Here is a 24,176-nt window from a genome sequence, read left to right on the forward strand (position 1 = left end):
TTTAGATGCCAAACCCAACCAAACCGAAAATTGCCTTTGCCCACCTTGGCTGTGATAAGAACCGCGTGGATACGGAGCACATGATTGGTCTCCTTGCGGCAGCGGGCTATGGGGTGGGTACCGATGAAACCGAAGCCGACTACGTTATTGTCAATACCTGTAGCTTTATCCAAGCCGCCCGCGAAGAGTCGGTGCGCACACTGGTAGAACTGGCAGAAGCCAATAAGAAGATTGTGATCACAGGCTGCTTAGCGCAGCATTTTCAAGGGGAACTCTTGGCGGAGCTTCCTGAGGCGGTGGCCGTCGTTGGCAGTGGCGATTACCAGCACATTGTTGAGGTGATTGAGCGGGTAGAAACGGGTGAGCGGGTGCAACAAATTAGTGCTGTGCCCACCTACATTGCCGATGAAACCGTTCCTCGCTACCGCACCACGCCGGAACCGGTGGCCTATCTGCGGATTGCTGAGGGCTGTGACTATCGCTGTGCCTTTTGTATCATTCCCCATCTGCGGGGCAACCAGCGATCGCGCCCCATTGAGTCCATTGTCAGTGAAGCCCATCAACTCGCCAGCGAGGGCGTCCAAGAAATCATTATTGTTTCCCAAATTACCACCAACTATGGCATTGATCTCTATGGTCAACCCCAACTCGCGGCGCTGATTCGTGCCCTTGGCAAAGTGGATGTGCCTTGGATTCGCTTGCACTACGCCTATCCCACGGGGCTAACGCCTGAGGTGATTGCAGCGATGCGGGAAACTCCTAACATCTTGCCCTATCTTGATTTGCCGTTGCAACATTCCCACCCAGAGGTGCTGCGCGCTATGAATCGGCCGTGGCAAGCGGGGGTGAACGATCGCCTGATTGAACGGTTACGGCAGGACTTACCCGAAGCAGTGATGCGGACGACGTTTATTGTTGGCTTCCCCGGTGAGACTGAGCACCACTTTGAGCATCTTTGCCAGTTTGTGCAGCGCCATGAATTTGACCATGTGGGGGTCTTTACCTACTCCGCCGAGGAAGGGACTGCCGCCTATGATCTGCCGGATCAGGTTCCAGAGGAAATCAAAATGGCGCGGCGCGATCGCCTGATGCAACTGCAACAACCCATTGCCCAGCGCAAAAATGCTGCTGAAGTGGGCAAAACCGTACCTGTGCTCATTGAGCAGGAAAACCCGCAAACTGGGGAACTGATTGGACGATCGCCCCGCTTTGCCCCGGATGTGGATGGCGTGGTTTATGTCAAGGGAGCTGCCACCTTGGGCACAATTGTCCCCGTAGAAATCACCGCTGCTGATATTTACGATCTGTACGGCATCATCCCCACCTAAGTTCGGTTTTACTCCTAGGCAGATTGGAATCATTGGGGCTATGGTCGAGGCAGTTGGGGACGTTGCATCGGCTGCTATGGGACGCTCGCATTCCACCATTGATCGGTATGATACCCGTGCTGGCGATCGCTTTTGGCAGTGGCAAGCGGGGGTTGCTGCCTTAGAAAGATTATTGGCAGTTACGCATCCCATTGAGGGCTTTTTAGTCTCCTTCCCCAGCCTCATTCTTCAAGATTGTCCCCTAAAAACCTATGTCCTCATGCCCCAGGGGCGATCGCTGCCCTACCTGCCCCCCACAGACACCCATCCTGCTTTGCCGGCAATGACCCTTTTGCCCGCGGCGCGAGAAGGCATGAATCCCTTTTGCCTACTACTGAGTCCAGAGGTTAATCTTTTACTGATCTATCAAGGGGAGCGCGGACTGCACTTTTCCTTTGCTCCTGAGGAAATTCATGCTTTTTGGCAGCAGTTGCGGCAGCAACTTCCCTTAGCCGATCTCGACCCCATTGATCAGTGGCTGGCCAGTGTGGAGATGGTGCCCCCCAGCTATCGTTTGGTGAGTCAGTTTGGTCAATGGCTGCTGGACTATAGTCAACCGGCGGCCACGCCCCTGACTGTGACTTCTACCCCCATGGCTGCGGACATTAGCCTGCTGCAAGCCCTTTCCCACGAGGTGCGCACTCCGCTCACCACCATCAATACCTTTATCCAATTGCTACAACGGCAAGAGAATCTACCGCAGCGCACGTACCAGTATCTGCAAAAGATTGGTCAAGAGATTCAAGATCAAATCACCCGCTTTAATCTCCTGAGTGATGCCGCCGAAATCTTCACCAGTCCTAGCCCCAAACCCCCCCTTGCGTTTGGGCGGACCCACTTGACGGAACTCTTCACAACCAACTTGGCTCGCTGGCAAAAGCAGGCGGCGCGTCGTCAGGTCAAATTGGTTCTTGATTATCCGCCCAATTTACCCCTTGTTCTCAGTGATCCAAGGTCTTTAGATCAGGTCTTGACCGGGTTAGTGGAATACTATAGCCAAACCCTTGCCCCAGAGAGTGAACTGCAATTGGTGGTGCAGCGGGCAGGGCAGCACGTGAAGCTAGAATTGCGATCGCCCCAGTACAAACACCGCAGCGATCTGGCCGCCTTGGGGCACCTGCTCCTGTGGCATCCCGCAACCGGGCAACTGAGTCTCAACTTTCAGGCGGCAAAACTCTTAATAGAAGCGGTCGGCGCTAAGGTCATTCAACGGCGCGATCGCCAAGCGGGCGAAATTCTCACCCTTTATTTGCCCATTGCGGAAGAGAGTGGCTGACAGCGAGGACAATAGTGACTGGAGCGTCCTGCCAACCGCAGCCGTTCAATTGTTGTGCCACAGACGCGGCAGGCTTCCCCCTTGCGACCATAGACCCATGCTTGACCCCCATAGCAACCATTCACCCCCGTCGGAGTGACAAAGCTACGAATTGTCGTACCACCCGCTGCAATCGCTTCCCTCAGCACTTGGCGAATCACCTGATGGAGGTGAACGATCTGCTCAATCGTTAGGGTGTAGGTGGGTAGGGCGGGGTGCAGACCACTCAAGAAAAGACTTTCATCGGCATAGATATTCCCCATGCCCGCAACAACGGTTTGATCTAAGAGCGCCGTTTTCAGCGCGCGACGATAATGCACCAACCGTTCCGCCAAGAACCAAACTGTAAAGGCCTCACTCAGGGGTTCCGGTGCCAAGCTGGCCAGTGTGGGAATCGCCGTTTCGGGGCGGCAGTGTGCAGGAATCCACCAACAGCGACCAAACGTCCGTTGATCCACAAAGCGGAGTTCTGCCCCCGTTGCGAAAAACCAGCGCACACGGGTATGGGGGCAGGGAGGCTGGGGAGTCGTCAGCCACAACAACTGGCCGCTCATGCGCAGATGAATCACGAGGCGACTGTCGTCATTGAGGGCGGCCAAAAGATACTTGCCCCGCCGATGCCACTGTTGAATAGAGCGATCGCGCAGGTGATCAATAAACGCTTGCGGCTCTTCCGGAAGCGCAATAGAACGGGCTAGAAGCACCTCGACCCCCACAATGGGTTGCCCAAGGGTGACCACCTCTAGCCCACGACGTACGGTTTCAACTTCCGGTAATTCCGGCACGGTCTCAGAAACTATTTCCCTTTTTTGGGCGGAGCCACTTCTTGCACTTCGTGCAGCGCAAAGTTATTGGTATTCACACCGCTGGCACTGCCGCTGTAGCCGGTGTAATTGACTTTGTCGAAGCGCACAATCACAGGATATTTGACGCCGGGGGTTTGATCCACAGAGGCGACGGTACCCACTTCGTTGTACCAGTAGGATTCAGGGCGGAGAATCTTGACCTTAGAACCACGTTGCACCATGAGTTATCGTCCTAAAAATTTCTCAACGGCTAGAGTTAAGCCTACTATGACTACTACGGCTTGTTACGCTCGCTCCACAAAATTTCACAGAGCACCCCATCTCTGGAACCCAGCAAAGGGCGGTTATGGGTTGGTCGCGTGACGAATCTCGGTAAAAAAAGGCTGTATACTAGCGGGGAACTCCTTTCCATCATCCTGTTATGGCCAATACTGTCGAAGTGATTAAGCTGTCTGGGGTCTTTGGTGGCCCCCAAGCTCAGGAATTTCGTCAAACCATTAGTGAGCTGGTTCAAGGGGGGACTCAAGCCCTATTGCTGGATTGTGGTGAGGTCACCTTCATTGATAGTTCTGGCTTAGGCGCTCTTGTTGTTGCCCTAAAAACGGTCCGGGCAGGTGGGGGACAGCTTTACCTATGCAATATTCCCAAGCAGATGATGATGCTCTTTGAACTCACGAGCATGGATAAGGTCTTTCACATCCTCAAAAATGAGGAAGAATTCTTTTCATTGAATCTACCTTCCCAAGGGGCAAGTAACTAGCTTCCCCTGCTACAATAGGCGATTCAGTTATCTGGCAACCAGTTGTGACCCCACCGCACTAGCCAATTCCTCGAGCATCGTTACTGTTGTCGCAAAGTCCACGCAGGGATCGGTAATACTTTGACCATAGACCAACTGCGAAAGATCCTTGGGAATCGGTTGATTACCCGCCTTGAGATGGCTCTCGATCATCACACCCGCCAAATAACGGGAACCTTGCTGTACCTGCTGGGCAAGATTTTCACACACTAGCACTTGGCGTTGGGCATCTTTGGCAGCGTTGGCATGGCTACAATCCACCATCAGGCGGGGGGTGAGTCCCTTACGCTCTAGGAGGGCAGCCGCCATTTCGATGTGAGCGGCAGAATAGTTAGGGCCCTCTTTGCCGCCGCGCAGTACAAGGTGAGTATCGGGATTCCCAGTGGTGGCAACAATACTGGCACGGCCTTCAGCATTAATTCCCAGAAAATGGTGCGACTGCTGTGCCGCGATCATGGCATTAATTGCCGAATCTAAGTGACCATCAGTGCCATTTTTGAAGCCTACGGGCATCGAGAGACCCGACGCCATTTGACGGTGGGTTTGGCTTTCCGTCGTACGAGCACCAATGGCGGTCCAACTCACAACGTCAGCAATGTACTGGGGAATGATTGGATCGAGCAATTCTGTAGCGGCGGGCATCCCCAAGTTGGCCAAATCCAGCAGCAGCTTGCGTGCGAGGCGTAACCCAGTGTTGATATCATAGCTGCCATCGAGGTGCGGATCGTTGATCAGCCCTTTCCAGCCTACAGAAGTGCGTGGTTTTTCAAAATAAACCCGCATGACGATTTCAAGACTATCCCGCAGGCGATCGCGCAGCCGCGCCAACTTTTCCCCATATTCCAAGGCCGCCTTGACATCGTGAATTGAACAAGGCCCCACAATGACCAGCAGTCGGCGATCGCGCCCCTTGAAAATATCACGAATGCGATCGCGGGTTGTGGCCACAAGGGTGGCTTGGGATTCGGTCAGCGGCAAATCCGCCAGCAGGGTAGCAGGCGTCAACAAGGGTCGCGTCTCAACAACGTGAAGATCAAACGTTTGCGGCATGGATCAGCAATCAGCACTTTTTTCATCATACCTCTCTAGCTGCGATCCGCACGCCACAGTAGGGCGATCGCCACCACCAAGCCAATGCCGTGGGGCAACCACGCTGCTGCAAGGGGGGAGAGGGTGCCAATCGTCCCCAGTGCACCGAGAAAAAACGTGAGCACGTACTGACCAAACACCACCGCCACACTAATGCCAAATCCCTGCCGCCCCCGCCGTTGGGAGGGACTGAGGCCAAACCCCACCCCTAAAAGGGCAAAGACCACCGCCAAAAAGGGTTGGGCATAGGCCTGAGCCAAGTGAACCTTGAGGGCACGCACCAGTTCTGGCTCTTGATTGGGATCGAGACGTTGCAGCGCACGGCGTGCTTGGGTGATCGAGAGTTCATCCACATCCGTTGGCCGCAGTTGTTGAGATTGGGCAGGCCGAGGCAAGCGGATCTCCTGTTGGTCAAATTGCAACAGATTGCGGCTGACCCCCGTGTGGCTAATCAAATAGGCTATCCCCTGAGAGAGTAACCAGCGACTCTCACGCACATTCCACTCCGCGGATTCAGCGCTAATGACCTGAGTCACCTGCGGTTGCGAAAAGTCCAAAACCGTGATTCCCTGAATGCGGCTGCCATCAAAGCGATGCCCATAATACAGTCGCCGCACATCTCCTTGGCGATCGTACTCAGGGTAGAAAATATCGGTGCCTGAGCCGAGGGTACGCTGCTGTTGCAGTAACTCCCGCATGAGTTTTTGCGATTCATACTTGGCGATGGGTACGGCGATTTCATTGAGCGCAAGGGTCAACCCACTCACAAACAATGCAAAAACCACCACAGGGACGAGGACACGGCGCAGACAAATCCCCACACTGCGCAGCGCAACCCACTCCCCCTCCTCTGAGAGCCGACTCATCGCCCCCACAACCGCGAGCAACACGGCCATCGGAAACACCAAGACCAAGACGGTAGGCAGTTGATAGCCAATCAATTGCAGCAAAATCGTTAGGGGCAGTTGAGCATCGGCAATTTGTCGCACCAGATCAAAAATCGTGCCGACGGTCAGCGCCAAAGTGGTAAAGATTGTAACGCCAAAAACAAACCCCGGCAGCAGTAGCGAGAGAAGATACTGATCTAACTTGGGGAGGGTCGGCAGCCAGATCCGCCGCAGTGCTCTGATCATGTCTAGAAGCGAAAATCCTCACCGAGGTAGTATTGCCGCACTTTGGCATCCTGTGCCAATTCCCAGCTATTCCCTGCGGCTAAAATCTGCCCTTCCCGTAAAATGTAGGCGCGGTCAATAATTTCCAGCGTTTCCCGCACATTGTGATCGGTAATGAGAATGCCCATTTGGCGATCGCGCAGCTTGGCAATCATGTCCTGGAGGTCATGCACAGCAATGGGATCCACACCCGCAAAGGGTTCATCGAGCAGTAAAAAACTGGGTCCTTGGTTGCCTACTGCCAAGGCACGGGCTAATTCGGTGCGCCGCCGTTCTCCCCCTGAGACTCGCCGACCGAGGGTGTGGGCAATGTGGGTCAAGCGAAATTCCGTCAGCAGTTGATCCAAGCGATCGCGCCACTGTCGCCGCGGCACTCCCGTCTCCTCTAAAACCAAGAGAATATTTTCAGCAACCGTCAACTGGCGAAAGATACTCGGTTCTTGGGGCAGATAGCCAATGCCCCGCCGTGCCCGCTGATGCAAGGGAGCTTGGGTAATATCCTCATCATCCAGCCATACTCGGCCATCATCCGGTCGTTCAATCCCCGTGGCCATGTAAAAGGTCGTCGTTTTCCCTGCACCATTGGGCCCCAGCAGACCCACCACTTCTCCCCGTGCCACCGAGAGACTGACGTGATCCACCACCCAACGACTGCCATACCGTTTACATACCCCCTCTAGGCGAAGCGTGGTCGGTAGCGCAAACCGCCCATTAGGGCTGCACAGGTGTAAGAATTTGTTGGTTAGGGTCATCGGGGATCATTAAAATAGATTCGACTTGGCGGCTGGGGGCGGGCAGAGCGACAAATTTTGCTTCCTCAATAAGATATGTGATGGTGTCAGCGCGGAGACTGTTCCCCTGTTGCAAAACATACACATTCCCACTGAGGACAATGCGCCCCTCCCGGCTAAAGTATTGTGCTTGTGCCGCCGTGGCCTGAATTTGGCGGGCGGGATAACGTAGTTGCACATTGCCCCGTGCCGTGATCACGCCTGTGACGGCATTTGCCTGCTGCACATCCGCCAAGATGGTGAGGGCTTGGGAAGGCGTTTCTTGGGAGTCTGCGGGCTGCCAGAGGAGGGGAGCGATTGCTAACCCTACCCCCAGTGTACCCAGCGCCAAAAGGCGGGATGGCCATCGGGAACAAGATTGCAACATTTCCTTAAAGTCTCCGCCACAATGTCTTTATCCTAGTGGATAAGGGAAAATTTCCGCATCATGCCCGTTTACTTCTACTGGGGAGAAGATCAATTTCGACTCGAGCAGGCCGTCAAAGACCTACGGCAGCGGGTGGTTGATCCCCTGTGGGAGAGTTTTAACTTCGAAAAATTTGCTGGGGAGGATGCTGAGGCCGTTCAAGCCGCGTTGGCGCAGGTGATGACGCCGCCCTTTGGAGAAGGCGATCGCTTGGTGTGGCTGGTGAATACGACCTTGGGTCAACGCTGTAGTGCGGAACTACTCGCAGATTTAGAACTCACCTTGCCGCAAGTTCCTCCGAACTGTCATTTACTGCTCACCAGTAGCCAAAAACCCGACAGCCGCAGTAAAGCCGTCAAGCTGCTGCAACAGCATGGCACGATTCAGGAATTTAGTCCGATTGCCGCTTGGAAAACCCCTGAGATTGAACAGCAGATCCGTGAGGCGGCTCAACGCTATCCAGTCCGCCTGCCCCCAGAAGGAATACAACTGCTTGCCGAAGCCGTGGGCAATGACAGTCGCCAACTCCACAATGAATTAGAAAAATTGGCCTTGTTTGCGGGCGATCGCCCCCTTACCGCTGAAGACATCACCACCCTTGTTCATGCCACCCAACAAAGTAGCCTCACCCTTGCCAGTACCCTGCTGCGGGGAGACACAGCCACTGCCCTGAGCCAACTGGAGGACTTGCTACTCCAAAATGAACCCCCCTTGCGCCTTTTGGCCACCCTGACGAAACAATTTCGCACGTGGTTGTGGGTCAAGTTGCTCAGCCATGAGCGCGACAATCAACGCATTGCCAAGCTCGCCGAAGTGGGAAATCCGAAACGGGTCTATTTCCTGCAAAAAGAAGTGAACGCTGTTGCTTTGCCGGCCCTTCAAGCCTGTTTGCAGATTCTCTTAACCACGGAGTATCAACTCAAGCTAGGGGCTGAGCCAGTGGCGACTCTACGCCAAGGGATGATTCAGCTTTCCTTGGCCTGCTCACGGCGTTCTTGGAGCGATCGCTCTGGCGGCGGTGAGAATTGACTCGGCGGCAACCGCGAAGGTTTGCGACTGGGACGATTCCACGTTTGCCATGCGGCTTTTACCCCGGCAAAAACACTACGGGTGGTCACTTTCGCCTCTTGAACTTGGCGTTTTGCCGCTGCAATTCCTTGATCCACCTGCTTGACGACATTGCCCGCACTTTCTACCCCTTGGCTAATGTCATCGGTGAGATCGCTAATCTCCAGACCCGTCAAGCGAATTGCTTCTAGGGTAGGCGGCAGTTCACGCCCCAAGGTATCAAAGAGCTTTTCGGCACTGCGCGCCGCCCGTGCCAATTCCATAAATGCCGGAATCGCAGCAACCAGAACGGCTGCCAAGCATACGGCCACTAATACCAGTGACACCGCCAACCAAAAAATTGGTTCTGTCACGTTGGTTCGTCCACTGAATCCTGCGGGGGATGTGTCCCGATACTATCACGACTTCCCTAGGGACAACAGTTACGGGAGTGACGCCCAAGGCAAACGCCCATTCGAAAATTTAGGAAAGAGCCGTAACATTCATGGCCAAAACCAAGCGCAGCTAGCAAGTTTGCTACCAAAATTCGCCGCAGTGCTCCGTCTATACCGCAAAGCGGTTAGGTGGTGGTGAGGCAGCGGGCGACCGCAGGGAGTAGTCACTCAATCTCAGCTTGTTGCTGGATATATTGAGCTAGCACCGAACATCGGGCGCGACTAATAGCTATAATCCACTCATGCTCACCCTGACGTACGAGTACAAACTAAAACTAACCCAGCAGCAGGCCAAGCAGATCGACCACGATCTAGAGGTGTGCCGCAGGGTTTGGAATCACGCGCTGAGGGAGCGCAAAAACTGGATTGCTTCGCGCAAATGTCCAGTCAATGCCTGCTCTTTGGTTAGCGAGTACATCATCCCAGCGGATGCCCCTTACCCCAGCTTCAACGTGCAGTGCCAACGATTGACTGAAGCAAAGCAGACCAACCCTGATTTAGCGTCGCTTAACACCCAAGCATTGCAGCAAGACTTGAAGCGGCTAGATCAAGCGTTTGAGCGGCGGCATTGGTGATGAGCTTACGGGAGATGCTGCAACGAACACGTTTTGCGGCTGCTTTAGAAGTCCAAGAAGTTCTCAGCCCTGCTCAGCGCCAACAACTGGCAGCTATGAATCGCCAACGCTTAGTGAATTTAAGAAATTATTTTCAACAGGGAGCAACACAACACCTAGTTCCTAATCTGTTGAATATTCTGTTCAATAGGTTGATTGTTGTACTGATTGTTATTGTTTAGGACTGTTTGCCGTGGGCACTGAATCTCATTCCCATTCTTCCCCTTCCCTACATTCCCATCCCCATCATCACAGTGAGGAATCGCTGCGGGCGATCGTCAATCGGCTCTCGCGCATTGAAGGGCACGTGCGTGGTATCAAAACGATGGTCCAGGATAGTCGCCCTTGCCCAGAGGTACTGATTCAAATTGCCGCAGTGCGGGGAGCGTTGGATCGGGTGGCACGGCTGATTCTCGATGAGCATTTGAATGAATGTGTGACTCGTGCCGCTCAAGAGGGACGCATTGATCAGGAACTGGCAGAACTTAAAGCTGCCCTTGATCATTTTTTGGGATAATGATTTGGGATAGTGTAAGCAATGCCAATGCCTGTCGTTGTCATCAATTGGGTACTGGGAATCATCCTCGCCCTTTTTACCCTGATCTTTCTGGTGCGGATTGTCCTCACATGGTACCCCCAGATCAACCTCACCCAAGGGCCATTGAAAGTGATTTACTGGCTTTCAGAGCCTGTGCTGGCACCAACTCGCCGCGTCGTGCCGCCCCTTGGGGGAGTGGATATTAGTCCCATTATCTGGGTGGGTATTGTCACGCTCCTACGGGAATTGCTCGTGGGGCAGCAGGGACTGTTGTTCATCCTGTTTCCACCGGCCTAGTGGGGACAGCAACAATCCTCAGCCCGAAACCATTTCTCAAGTGGGCGGGGGGCAAGTCGCAATTGTTGAGCCAAATGGCTCCCTATTTACCCCATCAATGTCGCTGTTATGCTGAGCCGTTTTGTGGGAGCGCGGCACTCTACTGGTATCTCTTTGGCCAAGCCCAACAGGGGCAGTTTCAGTTTCAGCAGGCGCGGCTGAGCGATCGCAACCCTGAACTAATGAACTGCTACCAAATTGTGCGCGATCGCGTGGAGGACTTAATTCAAGAACTCACGGCATATCGCCAGCAGCACAGCGAAGCCTTTTACTACCACATTCGTAGCTTAGATCAGCAGCAACTTGATCCCCTCGCGCGAGCGGCTCGCTTCATCTATCTGAACAAAACCTGTTTTAACGGCCTCTATCGTGTTAATCGTGCGGGGCAGTTCAACGTTCCCATGGGTCGTTATCGCAATCCCCAGATTTTTGATCCAGAGGCTCTGCGCCAAGCGAGCATTGCTCTGCAAAACGTGACATTAAGTGTGGCGGATTTTCAAGAGGTCTTAACTTGGGCAACGGCGGGGGATTTTATCTACTTTGATCCGCCTTACTATCCCCTTTCCAAAACGGCCAGCTTCACCAGCTACACTGATCAACCCTTTGGTGAAGCAGAACAGATTGCCTTAGCTAAGGTTGTTGGTGAGTTGGCTCAACGGGGATGCTACGTCATGCTCAGCAATGCTTGGGTAGAACCGATGCTGCAACTGTATCAATCTTGGCGCTGCATTGAACTGAAAGCTAGCCGTGTGATCAACTCCAATCACCACAAACGCGGTAAGATTAGCGAGCTGCTGGTTGTCACCTATGGCCATTTCGAAAGGGAATGAGATATTTTCAAGAAGGATAGGCTATACTCAAAAATTCATGAATATCACTCAAGAACATGAGCTATACCTTGGACTTACGAGAGCGGGTTGTCTCATATATCAAGAAAGGTGGTAAAATCAGTGAAGCGACTCAAATCTTTCAGGTGAGCCGCGCCACCATCCATCGCTGTTAGTTACGCCCTCGACCAGATGGGCATCACCCGAAAAAAACAAATGCGTTACCAAGAACGGTGTATGAATCATGCACCGATTCATCCGAAAGGGGTGATCCAGGCAGTGGTGAAAGCGGCGAAGCACGAGGTCTTATTTTTACCGAAATACTCTCCTGATTTGAATGTGATTGAGCACGAATTCAGTGCGCTGAAGTGAGCGCGGATGTATGCAGGGTCAAACAGTTCTATGGATGAAGTGATTCGCAAGTATTGTGCTGGATGATATCTCATTCTTTATTGGAACAGCTATAGGTTCACTTCAATGATTTGCGGCCGATCCCCTGCTGTAGAAGTGGAAAAGTTGACGACAACCCCTACAGGAATTTTGAGGGCTTCCATATACTTCTTGACTTGCTTGACTTCCTTATCGCCAATGTTCTGAACAGCCTTGAGTTCAACGACTACAACCGCTTGGCCATTGTCACGCACAATGAGATCGGGAATGGCCTCCCCCACAAAATAACCGTGAAAGAAAATCGGTACCTTGCGTTGTTCTTCGTAATCAATTTGCCGTTCCCGCAGGGCAACCTCAAAAGCTTTTTGATAGATGGCTTCGCTGAAACCACTGCCTAATTCTTGGAAGATGTCTTGGGCAATCTCCTGAATAAGCTGGATCCAGTGTCTCATAGGGACGTAGCGTGCTGACGGTACCAAGCAATTGTACGTTCTAAGCCTTCTTTGAGGGGAATTTGGGCACGAAACCCAAAGGCCTCTTTTGCCTTAGTGGTATCTAGGCAGCGGCGGGGTTGACCATTGGGCTTATCGGTTTGCCATTTAATCTGGCCTTGAAAGTCCATCAGGTCGCAGATGAGTTCAACTAAATTCTTAATGGTGATTTCTTCACCCGTACCGAGGTTAATCGGATCAGGATGATCGTAGGCTTGGGTAGCCATGACAATCCCGCGGGCAGCATCTTCAACATAGAGAAATTCGCGGCTAGGGCTGCCATCCCCCCACACGGGAATCACCCTCTCCCCCTGTTGCTGAGCAATGTAAACTTTGCGAATTAAAGCAGGAATCACATGGGAACTCAGGGGGTCAAAGTTATCCCCCGGCCCATAAAGATTCACGGGCAAGAGATAGATACCATTAAAGCCATACTGCTGCCGATAGGCTTGCAATTGCACGAGAAGGGCTTTTTTAGCAATACCGTAGGGGGCGTTGGTTTCTTCGGGGTAGCCGTTCCAAAGATCGCTTTCTTTGAAGGGAACAGGGGTAAATTTGGGATAGGCGCAAATCGTCCCCACACAGACGAATTTCTCGACTCCCGCGCGATAGGCACAATCAATGAGTTGTGCCCCCATCATCAGGTTGTCATAAAAGAGTTCAGCGGGCTTGACTTGATTGAGGCCAATTCCCCCCACATGGGCAGCAAGGTGAATGATAATATCTTGGTTTTGAACGACGGCTTGGCAAGCAGAGAGTTGGCGTAGGTCGTAGTCGCGCGATCGCACCACTGTGATTTGCTCAGGCACTGCCCCGGCGTTTTGCAACTGCGCCACCACTTGGCGTCCCAAAAATCCCGCCCCACCGGTGACAAGAATCCTTTTTTTACTGAGATCCATCACTAGTCTGCCTTACTGATAAACTGCCGCTGGGCAATGAGATCCAGCACGGTGTCGGAGGTGGTTTTGGGGGTTGTTCCTTGAATCCCCACGGCATGGAGATCCGCTTCCACCATCAACGCCACCAGTTCCGGAAAGGTAACCGAGGGCTGCCAGCCCAAAACGGTTTTGGCTTTGGTTGGATCCCCCAAGAGTAAATCCACCTCTGTGGGACGCAAATAACGGGGGTCAAATTCCACGTAGTCCTGCCAGTTGAGACCGACATGACCAAAGGCGAGTTCTAAAAATTCCCGCACGGAGTGGGTTTCGCCTGTGGCCACCACATAGTCATCGGGTTGCTCCTGTTGCAGCATCAGCCACATGGCTCGCACATAGTCCTTGGCGTAGCCCCAATCTCGCTTCGCTTCTAGGTTGCCCAAATAGAGCTTGTTTTGCTGGCCAGCGACAATGCGAGCCACCGCACGGGTAATTTTGCGGGTCACGAATGTTTCACCCCGCCGCGGGGAGTTATGGATCCAGCCTTGGCCAATACCGGCATGAAAGGTGCCAGAGGTGGTTGCCAAATCGAATACCCATCCTTCATGGGCGATCGCGTGGGCTTTAATGACTTCGTCCTTGGGTTTACAGAGATGCTGTCCCGATTGGGTGGTCTGGGGACTGTTCAAATTCAGCTTGTAGTAGGTGCGATCGCCCCGTTCTTCGAGGCAAAGGGTAATACGCTGCTCCAAGGTGGTGCTCACCAACCAATAGAGGCCTGCCGCCAATACGGGTGAAGCCGTGCAAAAGCCCTGAAATTCATAGGTACAAGGGGTACTGCGCAAACCATCCCCAGCGTTAAAGCCCTCAAGAAACGCCAAGCGAGCCGCATGATCAGCGTTGAGAATGCGTTGGGGAATCCGCTTGTGACCCTCACGGGTATAGATTTGGGGGTAGAGGTAGCGGCCATAGTCGCAATTGCCATTGAGATGCAGTTGGGTCACAGGCTGACCGTTTGGGAAGCCGCTCGCAGCGGTGTACTCACTGGTATATCCTGCGGCAACTTTTCGCCATGTGGCACTGACCCGCGCCAATAATTCTGGGTCTTGGTTAGCGACTTTCACTTTACCTTCAGGGGTAATATGCCCCTCTGCAGCTAGAATCCCGAGGAGCCAAGCTTCGCTGGGGCTGACATCCACTTGCTCTGTAGCGGGGGGCAGATCAATGAGGGCAAGGCGATCGCCCACCTGGACCTGCTGTGTCTCCTTCGCGCAGGGCGTTTCCCTATCGAGGACAAAAACTTGATGATCAGCAGTTGTTTCGTAGAGAGCCGCCCCTGCCATGATCCGATGAACGGTTTTATCGCCGCCATTCCAAGTGGCCGTCATGCAGGTCACACTGGTCCAGCCTTCGGCATCCCAGACCTCAAAGCGATCCTCGGGTGCCAAGTCGGTTGTGTAGCGTTTACCCTGCTTGGGATCACTGCGATGGGGAACAACATCGGCAATAGGCCGAATATCCATCAGTCCCCGCCGCCGCAGAATCACTGGTGTGGTGCCAGTCACACACTCGTGGTTAAAGAGAATCCCATTACAGGCAAAAAGATTATAGGCCTCGCGATAATTCACCGTTTGCCAGTGGGCATAGACCTTGGCACAGGCATAGGGACTGCGGGGATAAAAGGGCGTTGTTTCCCGCTGCGGCACCTCCTGCACCAAGCCAAACATCTCGGAAGACCCCGCTTGGTAAAACTTCACCTGTTTGCCCGTGCGCTCTTGATATTCACGAATGGCCTCTAGCAGTCGCAGGGTGCCCATGGCCACCGTTTCGACGGTGTATTGTGGCGCATCAAAGCTCACCCGCACATGGGATTGCGCCCCCAAATTGTAAATTTCGTCGGGCTGGCTTAACTCTAAAATCCGCCGTAGGGTGCCGCCATCGGTGAGATCGCCATAGTGCAGGCGCAGGGCCGCCCCCTCTTGGTGGGGATCAACGTAAATGTGATCAATGCGATCGGTGTTAAATGTGGAGGTGCGGCGAATAATGCCGTGGACTTCATAGCCCTTCTCAAGGAGTAGCTCACTCAGATAAGATCCATCTTGACCGGTGATGCCCGTAATTAATGCCCGCTTGCGATCGCCCATCCTTTATTGCCTTGCGCCTAAACGTGTTTGTTCTGGATAGCCCACAGCCCGCTTTAATGCGGCTAGGGAGCGATTATAGTTCAAAATGGCAGCAAGAAGGTTCCCTTGGGCTTGGGTCAAATTCGTTTCGGCATTGGTGACTTCTTGTTGCGTTCCTACCCCCGCTTGAAAACGCAGCCGAGCGAGGCGCAGCCCTTCAGTGGCTTGGGTAACCGCTGTCCGTGCTGTAGCAATGTTTTTCGCATTGGCTCTGAGATTGGTGTAGGCTGTTTCCACCTCTAGGCGGATGATGTTTTTCTGATTGGCATATTGTTCCTCAGCGGTTGCTGCAAGGGCTTCTTGGCGAGCCGCACTGGCACGGGCATTGCCGCCATCAAAGAGGTCTAATTGCATTTGCAGTCCTACCCCATAGCCAAAGCGAGGTGCGAGATCATCCGTGACCTTGTCCAGCAGATTGCCACTGGCAAAGAGACTCAGTTGGGGACGGGTAGCCGCCAATACTACCTGACGATTGTTCAGGGCAATCGTGCGCTGTAGCAGCCGCTGCTCTAGCTCAACACGGTTCTGATAGGCAAGGAGAATACTATCCTCAAGGGAAAGTGACCATTCTTCAGCGGGTTCAACGCGGTCAGCGATCGCCACATCCACCGTCTGATTCACATTCAATCGCTGTGCCAACTGTCGCCGGGTGGTGATTTCCAAATTGCGCGCTTGGCTCAAGTTTTGCTGGGCATTGGCAAGGCTCACCTCTGCGGTCAACACATCCAAGAGCGTCCCAATCCCTGCTTGCTCAAAGGCCGTCGCATCCCGCAGGGTCACTTGGGCATTGGCTACGGCAGCTTCACCAATTTGCACCTGAACCTTGGCCTGTTGCGCCAAATAGTAATCATTCGTTACATCAAGGATCAGTTGTTGGCGTTGGCGTTGTACCTCTAGTTCACTGAGGCGCACTTGGTCACGAGCTGCTGCAATGGCCGCCGATCGCCCGCCCCCCGCAAACAACGTATAGTTCATCACCAGGGCTGCATTCGACGTTGCCCCACTCGTCGCCCCAAAAAGATTGGTAAAAAAGTTCGTAAAGTTGAGTTGATTTACTGGTGCAAGGGTAATGGGAGTGAAGTTGGAGGGGGTAGCCGCCTGACTGGCACTATTTTGCAGTTGTTGCAGTTGCTGTTGCAGCTCAAGGTTTTGCTGATCCGAAAACGCCGTGAGTTGGGGGCCTTGAAATCGCTGTTGCAGTCGTTGCACCTGAGTATTCAAAATACTGCTGGCGGCCAGTTGCTGAGCGAGAAGCTGTTGCTGCGCCTGTTGCTGTTGCTGCTGTTGTAAAGAGAGTTGCTGCTGAAAGTTGAGGGGCAGGTAGGCAGGCTGGCCACCGGGGGAGGTATTTTGGCCAATGCTGGCTTGAAACACAAGGGTGGGATAAAGCTGTGCTTGCACCTGTCGCAGTTGTGCCCGTGCCCGTTGTAGTTGTAGCTCACTAATCTGTAGGCCAATGTTATTGCGAATCGCCACCTCAATCGCTTGCTCGAGGGTGAGGGGTTGATTGAGATCAATCTTGACCGTCTCAGGAAGCGCCAGTCTATCGGGATTGGGGTCGAGAGGCGTGAGGACATCCGAGGCTGGCGTTTGGGAAGATGCCTGTGCCATTGGAGTCGTGGTGGGTGTAGCTTGAACCGAGCTAGACAGCGTCACGGGGGCGATCGCGAGGAGTCCCGACACCAGCATTTTTTGGGGATTCAGGGCAAGATCATTCAACATGAGAACTTAGACGTGCAACCTGCTCAACTTAGCCACGGTAGGACTGCGCCTAAGCACTGGTGAAGATTGCCAGCATACAGCCATGTGCTTCACTCCCACAACACACCCATTCTGCAAAACTCTAGCATGGATTCTCGATTGCGATCGCCCCCTAGAGCAACAGCCGCAGACCACGAGGATTGAAAAGGGAGAGAAAACTGATCTACAATAAGGAACCCTCAAAAAGGAGAGGTGGCTGAGTGGTCGAAAGCGGCAGATTGCTAATCTGTTGATAGGCAGGTAACTCCTATCCGAGGGTTCGAATCCCTCCCTCTCCGTTGAAGAAAAGATCATCAAACCAATAGCTGACACTTATCCTTTGCTACCCCTCAGCAAAGCGCGAACGGGGCAAGGGCAGGAGATAATAAATTCACATAAACATCTTTGGGATAAGACGATGGCCAGCGACTTAGCAATGACAATTCTCCCTGGTATGACCGTGAAGGTCACCAATCCCAACGATACCTACTACCAATTTCAGGGGATTGTACAGCGGGTTACAGATGGCAAAGTGGCAGTGCTCTTTGAAGGCGGGAACTGGGATAAATTGGTTACTTTTCAGACTAGTGAGCTAGAGCCAGTGGTGACCACGCCCAAGGAAAAAGCGAAAGCGAAAAAGTAAACGATGGCGCGGCGATCGCCTCCCCCCCAGCCCTTTGCGGAAATTATCCAAACCGCAACGGATCACTGCATTGCCCAGTGCCACGAACCCGCTAGCCTCGATTTTCCCCTAGTGCCCGCCTTGGGTAGTTGGGTGCGGATTCCTGAAGGTGATCGCGTCATTTATGGCGTTGTTGCCTATGTAGTAACGGCTCCCATTGACACCATTCACCGTGCCACCGCCTTGGGGCTATCCCTAGAGCAACTACGGCAAGAGCAGCCCCATATTTTTGCCATGTTGAAAACTGAGATCACGATCGCCATCACTGGCTTTCAGGAACAAGAACACTTTTATCACCATTTGCCCCCCCACCCACCCCAAATGCACCAGCAGGTCTATGGCTGTCCTGTTGAGGAAGTGATTGCCTTCAGTGGCACATTGACCTTTTTGCGAACACTGTTGACCCTGCGCTATGGTCCCGGCGATGCTTTGGTGGCGGCAACGCTGCGTTCCTTGTATCAACTCCGCCAGCGCGATCGCCAGTGGCTGGTGCAGGCAGCGCAATACCTGAACCGACTCCTCAAGGATGACTACGATCGCCTGCGGGGCATTATCGAGCAGTTATGATAGCGGGCAAAACAAAAGCAATCACAATCCCCAGCAAAATAACAATTTCTAGGCCCAACAACACTTGATTGGAAGGCTTGAGCCTACCGCCACGCCACCAGTTCCCGATCCGCCGATCCTCTGGGCGGATTGCAAAACTCACCATTGAAACCAAAAGTGGCCGCCCCCCTGCCTTTGCCCCCAGAATCAAGTGAGACAGCAAACTCAGGAGCACCACACTCCAAGCCCCTAAATGAGCCAAGTACCAGCCTCGATTTAGCTCGCCTGTGGACAACCACTCCTCCTGCATCATCCGCCCGCTGATAAGGGCAAACGTGACCGCCACCAGCATTAGGGTATTTGCCAACCGTTGCCAAGCGTGCCAATTCCCTTGGGAAAGTTGCGCCAAGGATTTCTTGTGCAACAGCCGGCGATCGCCCCAATGAAAGCAGTAGAGCGCAAAGAAGGGAAACAGCAATAAAAGGACGAGGGCAATCGTCCCGTGGAGGCCTTGAATATCGGGAATCTTGGGTAGGGGCAGTGATCCCCAGCGGCCATCGTAGGTGTTGTAGACCCAAAACCCTGAGATGAGAGCGAGGAGTGCCAAAATCGCGATCGCCCCATGGGCAAGGCGTAGCAGAAGGGGTTGATAGGGAATCGGTTTGGCCATCGTTATTGACGAACAGGGTGTAATTGCTTGACGAGGCGATCGTACTGCTGCGTTTCCGCCCAATCTAGAATTTCCCGTGCCCGCAGCACCGGTAGTGGGTGAGTCAGTTGACTGGCCTGCAATTCCTTGAAAAGGTTGTACCAACCCCGATCAGCGGCCTCATAGTCACGCGCTTGGGCAATGAAGGCATCGAGATTCAGGCGATCGCTCCACTGCGGCGAGCCACCACAGAGTTTCATCAGCACCGAGGCCACAACCCGCGGGTCTTGGGTCACCAACAAGGCCGCGCGATCGCAGGTGAGTTCAGCACAGCGCAGCCAATGCATCAATTGGGTTTGCAGTCCTTGCGCCAAGAGCAAGCCCCAAGGGGAGAGTTGACTAGTGGCAAACAGCAGCAGGTTGGCGATCGTCAAATACACGCCATGCTCACACTTCAGATGTCCCAACTCGTGCGCTAGTACTGCCTGCAATTCCTTGGGTGTCAGCAATTCCACAAGGGAGGAGTGCAGTACAACAAAGGGCTGCTTGCCCCGCATGGCAAAGGTATAGGCATTGGGGACAGGATGCTGTTTCAGATACAGTTGGGGTGGCTCTAGGCCTAAAATGCGGCAAGCCTCGATATGAAGCCCGTAAATGTCTGGAAGTTGCTGTTCACTTAGGCGCAGACTGCTGCCAATATTTTCAAGATAAAAGGCCTGCTCCGCCACCGAACCTAGGAGCGATCGCACGAGAAGATCTAACCCCGGCAGTTGTTGGAGGGCTTGGGTGGCCTCGCGATCGCGGGGATGACGAAACTGATCAGCCCTCAGGCTGGAATACGCTGGAACAGGCATGAAATCGTGATTTTTACTTTGACCCCTCTACTGCCAATTTTAAGGTATGGCACAGGTTTCTCGCATCCCTGCCAAAACGTTCGGCGGTGTTCGGCATGATCTGCGACCTGAAACCAAAAAAAGCTACGGCAAGTGCACCCATCGCTTGCTCCTAGATTAGGTGCTCACCTCTACCGTAGCCTTCTTTAGTCAAGGGAGTTTTAGTTAAAAGGCGTCATCCTCCTCTTCCTCCCCATAGTCATCGTCCTCGTCTAGGAGTTCGTCCTCTTCATCGTCAGCATCACTACTGGCGAATTCAAAATCGCGAGTCCGTCCAGTGATTTTTTCAATCACGTGGGGCGCCGTTTCATCGTCAATGAGGACATCCTCACCGAGGTCAGCGGTCACATTGACCGTCATTGAGGGGGGTTCGGGTTCAGGGCTGATAACGTGGGTTTGACCCAAGCGATCTTCACCCTCTTCCCACTCTTCGTCGCCGTTGCTACTTTCCTCGTAGCTGTTGAAGCCGGTGCCCGCTGGGATGAGACGGCCAATGATGACGTTTTCCTTAAGTCCCCGCAGCCAATCGGACTTGCCTTCAATGGCCGCTTCCGTGAGTACCCGTGTTGTCTCTTGGAAACTGGCGGCTGAAATAAAGCTATCGGTATTCAGTGAAGCCTTGGTAATCCCCAAGAGGACAGGGGTATATTGGGCAGGTGCACCACCGGTGAGTGCCATGGGTTCGTTGGCTTGCTCCGCTTGGCGCAGACTCATGAGTTCCCCAGAGAGAACGATTGTATCGCCGGCATCATCAATCCGTACCTTCGAGGTCATCTGGCGGACGACCACCTCAATGTGTTTATCGGCAATCTCAATCCCTTGGGTGAGATACACCGACTGCACCTCGTTGACCAAGAAGGATTGCACCTTCTCAAGGCTAATTTGGGCGGCTTTGAGCAACCCTTGGGGTTTGTAGTACTCAAAGTAAATGGAGAGGATGTCGTGGGGATCCACAGGGCCATCGGTGAGGGGGTCAGCGAGATTGACCTTTTGACCATCCACCACCAAGGGGTTTTGACCCGGCAGGACAGGGTATTCCTGAATCGTGCCATCCTCTTCAATGACTTTGATATCTACGCTGTCATCACTGTTATAGGTGACTTGACAGGTGCCGGGGCGCACAGCCAGCACGCATTTTTCTTTGGGATGGCGCGCTTCAAGGAGTTCTTCAATCCGAGGTAACCCCTGAATAATGTCCCCCGTTTTCGCCCGCTCAAACACCAACAGGGCGAGGTTATCCCCGCGCTGCACAAGGTCACCGTCCTCAATTTGCAGCACTGCCCCCGGCGAGACAAGGTAGGGACGGGCTAAGCGCAGGATCACGTGGTCATCGGCCACCGCCATGACCGCTGCTGTTTCTGGGGCAGTCACCCCCTTGGCCAGTTCATCGCCGGGACGCACGAGATCGCCAACTTTGACCGTGGGTTTAGCCCCGTTGGTCTCGATCCGCAGGCGATCGCTCTCAGTAACGACCAGAATACGGCGAACCGATTCCCCACTGCGCAAGATCCCCTGCACTTCACCTGCCTGCTTGGCTTTGATGTCCGTGCGGGCAATCACGGCACCGGGGCCAATGTGATCGCCATCCTTGACCAAGAGGGAAGTAAACGTACTGCCTTGGGTTTGATCGGCAGCAATGTCACGGCGAATCACCAAGGATTCCAGAATCACCAGTTGGAGGCGCCGGGCTTCTGGATCCACCTCATCCGTCACAATTTCAATGTCAGCAGCCAGTTGGGGGGCTTCGCTGCCAATTTCAAGGACTAACTGTGTCCGCAGCAGATCAACGCCATCAACGGATTTAACTCGCTCATCGTGTTTGTAGGGCAACCGCTGCACAGCCCGCAGGCGAATGGACTGCCCTGAGCTATCACTGGAGTCTTGGCTGGGTACCGATGGCTCATCAGGCACGCTAAATTCTTGGACGGGGCGCAGCAGAATCGCTGGTCCTTCGGGAGTGTCCTCCAGATAATCCACTTGCGAGAGGGTTTCAACCACAAGGCCGGGGAGTACCTCTTCACCCGGACGCGCCAACACACCATGCTTCAGCCGCGCGGCTTCCGGATCATCCACAAGGTGCAGTTCGCCGGGCTTGATAATAATTTCCCGCAGAATGTCGTTTTTCTGGATGACTTCGACGACACCGCTGTTTTGACAGAAGATGTCCTTGACAACCTCCGTCCCTGCTTCGACGTATTGGTTGTCCTCTACCATGAGCAGCGAAATGTCTTTATTTACCTCATGGGTTTCTTCGGGAATCCACAGGAGCGTCCCCCCCTTGAGGACTTCGTAGCCCTGCTTGGCTTTGCCTTTTTTGGCCACTTCAATGTCGGCATATTTGAGGATACCGCCAGTCGTGGTGTGGTAGCGATCGTCAATGAGTTCGGCCACCACTTGACCATTGGCGACTTTCGTACCGGGGGCAGCTTTCAAGGAGAAGCGCTGACCAGTGGCGGTTTCAATAATGTAATGCTCGCGTCCCTGCTGGGTTTCTTTGAGCACCTTGGCTTTATCGAGCATCACCGAGGCAGTAATAATTTCCACCTCGCGACCGCCTTTGCTATCCTGTTGCTCAGGGAGACGCACGACACCGCCATGCTCGGTTTTCACCGTGGTTTCTGCAAGCACGGCCCCGGCTTCAATGCGATCGCCATTTTTCACCACCGGCTCTGCACCGGGGGGCAGGTTATAGACTTCCCCAGACAGTACCCAAATCAAGCCACCTTTGGGGGCAATGCGCGTTGTGGTGCCTTGGCGATCGCGCTTCTCCTCTGCCTCGAGGTTGACGAACTTCACTTGACCCGCCAAATCCGAGGCCACATCCTTGGTCACTTTCTCCGTGGACTTGCGGACACTGCGGGAGGCCTGCGCCACTTCCGCCAACAATTGACCCGCTTCAACGGTTTCACCCTCTGCCACTAGCACAATTGACCCTTGGGAGAGGTCAAATTCTTGGCTTTGTTGACCACTTTTGATCACAAGCTTGCCAGCGGTTTCGACAATAAAGGCATCATCCCCGTGACGAGTGCGGTAGGGACGTACCCGTAATTTCTTGCCGTACTCCACCGTGCCAGCAAAGGGAGCGCGTTCTTGGCGAGCCACTTCCCCCGTAAACACCCCACCAGTGTGGAACGTGCGCATGGTCAACTGCGTACCGGGTTCACCAATGGATTGAGCGGCAATAATGCCCACCGCTTCTCCCATATCCACCAGTTGGGCATGGGCAAGGCTCCAGCCGTAGCAAAGACGACACACAGAGCCAGTGGCCTCGCAGGTGAGGGGCGATCGCACCACTACTTCTTCGATACCCGCATCAACAATTTTCTTCGCTAGATCAGCAGAGATGGCTTGATTTTTGGCCACCAGCACTTCGCCCGTTTCCGGATGGCAGACATCATTGAGCACCACTCGACCCAAAAGCCGATCCTCTAGCGCTAGTACCTTATCCCCCACCGTCATACTGCGCAGCGTAATGCCCCGCTCCGTTTCACAATCCTCTTCGCGGATAATCACATCTTGAGAGACATCCACCAAGCGCCGGGTCAAGTAACCGGAGTCCGCCGTCCGCAGTGCTGTATCCACTAGTCCTTTACGCGCACCGTAGGAGGAGATAATGTACTCCGTCACCGTCAGCCCTTCGCGGAAGTTGGTTTTAATCGGCAGGTCAATGATTTCCCCTTGGGGATTGGCCATTAACCCCCGCATTCCCACCAACTGGCGCACCTGCGAGAGGTTTCCCCGTGCCCCCGAGAAGGCCATCATGTACACGGAGTTGAGGACATCAGTATTACGGAAGTGCCGCACCACCTCGTTTTTCAGTTCTTCGTTGGTGGTGTTCCAAGTGTCAATCACCTTCTGGAAGCGTTCCACCTCCGTAATTTCACCCCGCGAGTAGCGCTCCTGAGCGGTTTTAATTTCCTTTTCAGCGGCTTCGAGGAGTTCCTGTTTTTTCGGGGGCACGAGCAGGTCATCAACACTGATGGAGACACCGGCGCGGGTGGCATAGCGAAAGCCAAGGTCTTTGACTTTGTCGGCCATTTCCGCTGTGCGGGCGGTGCCAAAGTTGCTAAACGACCAAGCAATTAGGTTCCGCAAGCCTTTTTTGTCAATGATGCGGTTAAAGAAAACAGGCTTTTTCTCAGTCATGGTGTTGGGGTCTCCCAAA

The 24,176-nt window shown here is 53.8% G+C and carries 25 protein-coding genes, 1 tRNA gene and 3 pseudogenes; 14 read left to right on the top strand and 15 right to left on the bottom strand.

Going from position 1 to position 24,176, the window contains the following annotated elements; translation table 11 throughout:
- Window positions 1-5: 5 nt before the first annotated feature.
- On the top strand, window positions 6-1,328 hold the full coding sequence (gene rimO / locus RHP47_RS10060; RefSeq protein ID WP_149820498.1) for a 30S ribosomal protein S12 methylthiotransferase RimO: 1,323 nt from the start codon (window positions 6-8) through the stop codon (window positions 1,326-1,328).
- A 76-nt stretch (window positions 1,329-1,404) separates the two neighbouring features.
- On the top strand, window positions 1,405-2,643 hold the full coding sequence (locus RHP47_RS10065; protein WP_302679423.1) for a sensor histidine kinase KdpD: 1,239 nt from the start codon (window positions 1,405-1,407) through the stop codon (window positions 2,641-2,643).
- Here the strand turns inward: RHP47_RS10065 and RHP47_RS10070 are convergent.
- Window positions 2,613-3,467 carry a DNA-formamidopyrimidine glycosylase gene (locus tag RHP47_RS10070; RefSeq protein WP_149820502.1) on the bottom strand — a complete coding sequence of 285 codons (855 nt, stop codon included), beginning with the start codon at window positions 3,465-3,467 and terminating at the stop codon, window positions 2,613-2,615. The genes RHP47_RS10065 and RHP47_RS10070 overlap by 31 nt on opposite strands.
- A gap of 11 nt (window positions 3,468-3,478) precedes the next feature.
- A complete protein-coding gene (locus RHP47_RS10075; RefSeq protein ID WP_011057407.1) occupies window positions 3,479-3,709 on the bottom strand; it encodes a photosystem I reaction center subunit IV in 231 nt (76 codons plus the stop codon).
- Window positions 3,710-3,909: 200 nt separating this feature from the next.
- Between RHP47_RS10075 and RHP47_RS10080 the strand changes: the two genes are divergently transcribed.
- Window positions 3,910-4,248, top strand: a complete 339-nt coding sequence (locus tag RHP47_RS10080; protein ID WP_149820504.1) for an STAS domain-containing protein — start codon at window positions 3,910-3,912, stop codon at window positions 4,246-4,248.
- Window positions 4,249-4,275: 27 nt separating this feature from the next.
- Here RHP47_RS10080 and RHP47_RS10085 read toward each other — a convergent pair whose 3' ends face one another.
- The 4 genes from RHP47_RS10085 to RHP47_RS10100 are packed head-to-tail and all read right to left on the bottom strand — an operon-like array spanning window position 4,276 to window position 7,706.
- Window positions 4,276-5,337 carry a 3-deoxy-7-phosphoheptulonate synthase gene (locus RHP47_RS10085; protein WP_149820506.1) on the bottom strand — a complete coding sequence of 354 codons (1,062 nt, stop codon included), beginning with the start codon at window positions 5,335-5,337 and terminating at the stop codon, window positions 4,276-4,278.
- A gap of 35 nt (window positions 5,338-5,372) precedes the next feature.
- Complete coding sequence (locus RHP47_RS10090) at window positions 5,373-6,509, bottom strand: LptF/LptG family permease (protein WP_149820508.1); 1,137 nt, start codon at window positions 6,507-6,509, stop codon at window positions 5,373-5,375.
- A 2-nt stretch (window positions 6,510-6,511) separates the two neighbouring features.
- Window positions 6,512-7,300 carry an LPS export ABC transporter ATP-binding protein gene (gene lptB / locus RHP47_RS10095; protein WP_302679425.1) on the bottom strand — a complete coding sequence of 263 codons (789 nt, stop codon included), beginning with the start codon at window positions 7,298-7,300 and terminating at the stop codon, window positions 6,512-6,514.
- Window positions 7,260-7,706: an LptA/OstA family protein gene (locus RHP47_RS10100; protein ID WP_149820512.1), complete on the bottom strand. Its 447-nt coding sequence runs from the start codon at window positions 7,704-7,706 to the stop codon at window positions 7,260-7,262. The genes lptB and RHP47_RS10100 overlap by 41 nt, the downstream gene beginning before the upstream one ends.
- Before the next feature lie 60 nt (window positions 7,707-7,766).
- On the opposite strand from RHP47_RS10100, the gene holA reads away from it, so the two are divergent.
- Entirely contained in the window at window positions 7,767-8,774 is a 1,008-nt protein-coding gene (gene holA / locus RHP47_RS10105; protein WP_190278066.1) for a DNA polymerase III subunit delta, read from the top strand.
- Here the strand turns inward: holA and RHP47_RS10110 are convergent.
- A complete protein-coding gene (locus tag RHP47_RS10110) occupies window positions 8,711-9,166 on the bottom strand; it encodes a DUF948 domain-containing protein (protein ID WP_149820516.1) in 456 nt (151 codons plus the stop codon). The two genes, holA and RHP47_RS10110, sit on opposite strands and share 64 nt — an antisense overlap.
- 323 nt (window positions 9,167-9,489) lie before the next feature.
- On the opposite strand from RHP47_RS10110, the gene RHP47_RS10115 reads away from it, so the two are divergent.
- The 7 genes and pseudogenes from RHP47_RS10115 to RHP47_RS13125 all read left to right on the top strand — a co-directional run.
- Entirely contained in the window at window positions 9,490-9,822 is a 333-nt protein-coding gene (locus RHP47_RS10115) for a helix-turn-helix domain-containing protein (RefSeq protein ID WP_310840393.1), read from the top strand.
- Window positions 9,822-10,043 carry a hypothetical protein gene (locus tag RHP47_RS10120; RefSeq protein ID WP_149820518.1) on the top strand — a complete coding sequence of 74 codons (222 nt, stop codon included), beginning with the start codon at window positions 9,822-9,824 and terminating at the stop codon, window positions 10,041-10,043. The genes RHP47_RS10115 and RHP47_RS10120 overlap by 1 nt, the downstream gene beginning before the upstream one ends.
- 11 nt (window positions 10,044-10,054) lie before the next feature.
- The gene (locus tag RHP47_RS10125; RefSeq protein ID WP_149820521.1) at window positions 10,055-10,378 is read left to right on the top strand and encodes a metal-sensing transcriptional repressor; all 324 of its coding nucleotides are present in this window, start codon (window positions 10,055-10,057) and stop codon (window positions 10,376-10,378) included.
- Between the two features lie 21 nt (window positions 10,379-10,399).
- Entirely contained in the window at window positions 10,400-10,696 is a 297-nt protein-coding gene (locus tag RHP47_RS10130; protein ID WP_149820523.1) for a YggT family protein, read from the top strand.
- 74 nt (window positions 10,697-10,770) lie between these two features.
- Window positions 10,771-11,565, top strand: a complete 795-nt coding sequence (locus tag RHP47_RS10135) for a DNA adenine methylase (RefSeq protein WP_302679428.1) — start codon at window positions 10,771-10,773, stop codon at window positions 11,563-11,565.
- A gap of 56 nt (window positions 11,566-11,621) precedes the next feature.
- Window positions 11,622-11,738: an IS630 transposase-related protein gene (locus tag RHP47_RS13120; RefSeq protein ID WP_399362138.1), complete on the top strand. Its 117-nt coding sequence runs from the start codon at window positions 11,622-11,624 to the stop codon at window positions 11,736-11,738.
- Between the two features lie 61 nt (window positions 11,739-11,799).
- Window positions 11,800-12,000 (top strand): annotated as a pseudogene (locus RHP47_RS13125) (transposase); the annotation flags it as partial.
- Window positions 12,001-12,023: 23 nt separating this feature from the next.
- Here the strand turns inward: RHP47_RS13125 and RHP47_RS10145 are convergent.
- The 5 genes and pseudogenes from RHP47_RS10145 to RHP47_RS10165 all read right to left on the bottom strand — a co-directional run bounded on the left by RHP47_RS10145 (window position 12,024) and on the right by RHP47_RS10165 (window position 17,223).
- A complete protein-coding gene (locus tag RHP47_RS10145; protein WP_149820527.1) occupies window positions 12,024-12,404 on the bottom strand; it encodes a GxxExxY protein in 381 nt (126 codons plus the stop codon).
- Window positions 12,401-13,342 carry a GDP-L-fucose synthase gene (locus RHP47_RS10150; protein WP_310840395.1) on the bottom strand — a complete coding sequence of 314 codons (942 nt, stop codon included), beginning with the start codon at window positions 13,340-13,342 and terminating at the stop codon, window positions 12,401-12,403. Before RHP47_RS10150 ends, RHP47_RS10145 begins: the two co-directional genes overlap by 4 nt.
- A gap of 2 nt (window positions 13,343-13,344) precedes the next feature.
- Window positions 13,345-13,854 (bottom strand): annotated as a pseudogene (locus RHP47_RS13130) (GDP-mannose 4,6-dehydratase); the annotation flags it as partial.
- A 1,032-nt stretch (window positions 13,855-14,886) separates the two neighbouring features.
- A pseudogene (locus RHP47_RS10160) lies at window positions 14,887-15,462 on the bottom strand (GDP-mannose 4,6-dehydratase); the annotation flags it as partial.
- Window positions 15,463-15,465: 3 nt separating this feature from the next.
- Window positions 15,466-17,223 (bottom strand): TolC family protein, encoded by a 1,758-nt coding sequence (locus RHP47_RS10165; protein ID WP_286625590.1) that lies wholly within the window; start codon window positions 17,221-17,223, stop codon window positions 15,466-15,468.
- Between the two features lie 225 nt (window positions 17,224-17,448).
- Between RHP47_RS10165 and RHP47_RS10170 the strand changes: the two genes are divergently transcribed.
- From RHP47_RS10170 to RHP47_RS10180, 3 genes are all read left to right on the top strand, one after another.
- Window positions 17,449-17,540: transfer RNA gene (locus tag RHP47_RS10170), tRNA-Ser, on the top strand.
- Between the two features lie 11 nt (window positions 17,541-17,551).
- Window positions 17,552-17,884 carry a photosynthetic/respiratory NAD(P)H-quinone oxidoreductase subunit S gene (ndhS, locus tag RHP47_RS13135; protein WP_286627186.1) on the top strand — a complete coding sequence of 111 codons (333 nt, stop codon included), beginning with the start codon at window positions 17,552-17,554 and terminating at the stop codon, window positions 17,882-17,884.
- 3 nt (window positions 17,885-17,887) lie between these two features.
- Window positions 17,888-18,490 carry an HAS-barrel domain-containing protein gene (locus RHP47_RS10180; RefSeq protein WP_149820538.1) on the top strand — a complete coding sequence of 201 codons (603 nt, stop codon included), beginning with the start codon at window positions 17,888-17,890 and terminating at the stop codon, window positions 18,488-18,490.
- Here RHP47_RS10180 and RHP47_RS10185 read toward each other — a convergent pair.
- From RHP47_RS10185 to RHP47_RS10195, 3 genes are all read right to left on the bottom strand, one after another.
- A complete protein-coding gene (locus tag RHP47_RS10185) occupies window positions 18,474-19,139 on the bottom strand; it encodes a cytochrome b/b6 domain-containing protein (RefSeq protein ID WP_149820540.1) in 666 nt (221 codons plus the stop codon). The genes RHP47_RS10180 and RHP47_RS10185 overlap by 17 nt on opposite strands.
- Window positions 19,140-19,141: 2 nt before the next feature.
- Window positions 19,142-19,972, bottom strand: coding sequence for a M48 family metallopeptidase (locus RHP47_RS10190; RefSeq protein WP_286649612.1), 831 nt, complete (start codon window positions 19,970-19,972; stop codon window positions 19,142-19,144).
- A gap of 204 nt (window positions 19,973-20,176) precedes the next feature.
- Window positions 20,177-24,157, bottom strand: a complete 3,981-nt coding sequence (locus RHP47_RS10195) for a DNA-directed RNA polymerase subunit beta'' (RefSeq protein WP_149820544.1) — start codon at window positions 24,155-24,157, stop codon at window positions 20,177-20,179.
- Between the last annotated feature and the right edge of the window lie 19 nt (window positions 24,158-24,176).

The organism is Thermosynechococcus sp. QKsg1 (assembly GCF_031586415.1).
In the GTDB taxonomy this organism is placed as follows: domain Bacteria; phylum Cyanobacteriota; class Cyanobacteriia; order Thermosynechococcales; family Thermosynechococcaceae; genus Thermosynechococcus.

What these genes read in the sequence shown, in the direction of transcription:
- RHP47_RS10075 (WP_011057407.1), bottom strand. Translation starts at nt 3,709, where the DNA reads ATGGTGCAACGTGGTTCTAAGGTCAAGATTCTCCGCCCTGAATCCTAC.
- RHP47_RS10090 (WP_149820508.1), bottom strand. Translation starts at nt 6,509, where the DNA reads ATGATCAGAGCACTGCGGCGGATCTGGCTGCCGACCCTCCCCAAGTTA.
- holA (WP_190278066.1), top strand. Translation starts at nt 7,767, where the DNA reads ATGCCCGTTTACTTCTACTGGGGAGAAGATCAATTTCGACTCGAGCAG.
- RHP47_RS10145 (WP_149820527.1), bottom strand. Translation starts at nt 12,404, where the DNA reads ATGAGACACTGGATCCAGCTTATTCAGGAGATTGCCCAAGACATCTTC.
- RHP47_RS10165 (WP_286625590.1), bottom strand. Translation starts at nt 17,223, where the DNA reads ATGTTGAATGATCTTGCCCTGAATCCCCAAAAAATGCTGGTGTCGGGA.
- RHP47_RS10180 (WP_149820538.1), top strand. Translation starts at nt 17,888, where the DNA reads ATGGCGCGGCGATCGCCTCCCCCCCAGCCCTTTGCGGAAATTATCCAA.
- RHP47_RS10085 (WP_149820506.1), bottom strand. Translation starts at nt 5,337, where the DNA reads ATGCCGCAAACGTTTGATCTTCACGTTGTTGAGACGCGACCCTTGTTG.
- RHP47_RS10120 (WP_149820518.1), top strand. Translation starts at nt 9,822, where the DNA reads ATGAGCTTACGGGAGATGCTGCAACGAACACGTTTTGCGGCTGCTTTA.
- rimO (WP_149820498.1), top strand. Translation starts at nt 6, where the DNA reads ATGCCAAACCCAACCAAACCGAAAATTGCCTTTGCCCACCTTGGCTGT.
- RHP47_RS10195 (WP_149820544.1), bottom strand. Translation starts at nt 24,157, where the DNA reads ATGACTGAGAAAAAGCCTGTTTTCTTTAACCGCATCATTGACAAAAAA.
- RHP47_RS10080 (WP_149820504.1), top strand. Translation starts at nt 3,910, where the DNA reads ATGGCCAATACTGTCGAAGTGATTAAGCTGTCTGGGGTCTTTGGTGGC.
- RHP47_RS10190 (WP_286649612.1), bottom strand. Translation starts at nt 19,972, where the DNA reads ATGCCTGTTCCAGCGTATTCCAGCCTGAGGGCTGATCAGTTTCGTCAT.
- RHP47_RS10115 (WP_310840393.1), top strand. Translation starts at nt 9,490, where the DNA reads ATGCTCACCCTGACGTACGAGTACAAACTAAAACTAACCCAGCAGCAG.
- RHP47_RS13120 (WP_399362138.1), top strand. Translation starts at nt 11,622, where the DNA reads ATGAGCTATACCTTGGACTTACGAGAGCGGGTTGTCTCATATATCAAG.
- RHP47_RS10185 (WP_149820540.1), bottom strand. Translation starts at nt 19,139, where the DNA reads ATGGCCAAACCGATTCCCTATCAACCCCTTCTGCTACGCCTTGCCCAT.
- RHP47_RS10130 (WP_149820523.1), top strand. Translation starts at nt 10,400, where the DNA reads ATGCCAATGCCTGTCGTTGTCATCAATTGGGTACTGGGAATCATCCTC.
- RHP47_RS10150 (WP_310840395.1), bottom strand. Translation starts at nt 13,342, where the DNA reads ATGGATCTCAGTAAAAAAAGGATTCTTGTCACCGGTGGGGCGGGATTT.
- RHP47_RS10065 (WP_302679423.1), top strand. Translation starts at nt 1,405, where the DNA reads ATGGGACGCTCGCATTCCACCATTGATCGGTATGATACCCGTGCTGGC.
- RHP47_RS10100 (WP_149820512.1), bottom strand. Translation starts at nt 7,706, where the DNA reads ATGTTGCAATCTTGTTCCCGATGGCCATCCCGCCTTTTGGCGCTGGGT.
- lptB (WP_302679425.1), bottom strand. Translation starts at nt 7,300, where the DNA reads ATGACCCTAACCAACAAATTCTTACACCTGTGCAGCCCTAATGGGCGG.
- RHP47_RS10135 (WP_302679428.1), top strand. Translation starts at nt 10,771, where the DNA reads ATGGCTCCCTATTTACCCCATCAATGTCGCTGTTATGCTGAGCCGTTT.